The following is a 407-nucleotide window of genomic DNA, read 5'->3' as shown; positions in this document are numbered from 1 at the left end:
CTTTTTCCTTTTGTCCTTCGATGTAGGCAAGCACCTGGTCTCTGCTCCTGTCACTGACCGTTATGGCACAGTAAGACGGATTCCACAGATGCCCACCCCACAGTTCCTTTTTTAACTCCGGATACGCAAGAAACATCTGGCGTGCAAGATTTCCTTTCATGATCTTGATCATATCTGAAATATAAAACTGAGGTTTACAGTCCACAAGCAGATGGATATGATCCGGCATCACCTCCATTGCCAGGATCTGAAATTTATATTCTTCTGCAAGATTCTGTAACATTTCTTTGCATTCTGTATCGATTCCGTTTTTTAAAACCTTTTTTCTGTATTTTGTACACCAGACAAGATGATACTGCAAGGAATAGACATATCCCCTACCATATGAAAGTTTGTTTTTATCTATA

At 39.8% G+C, this 407-nt stretch carries 1 protein-coding gene; it reads right to left on the bottom strand.

Annotated elements, in window-relative coordinates; translation table 11 throughout:
• On the bottom strand, nucleotides 1–406 hold a 406-nt coding region (gene tnpA, locus LI074_RS17170), incomplete at its 3' end, for an IS200/IS605 family transposase (RefSeq protein ID WP_173698480.1).
• Nucleotide 407: the final 1 nt, after the last annotated feature.

Origin of the sequence: Blautia sp. MSK18_10, assembly GCF_020553185.1 — a bacterium.
Taxonomy (GTDB): Bacteria; Bacillota; Clostridia; order Lachnospirales; family Lachnospiraceae; genus Blautia_A; species Blautia_A wexlerae.
The sequence above is the reverse complement of the archived record's forward strand: the minus strand, read 5'-3'. Positions and strand labels throughout refer to the sequence as shown.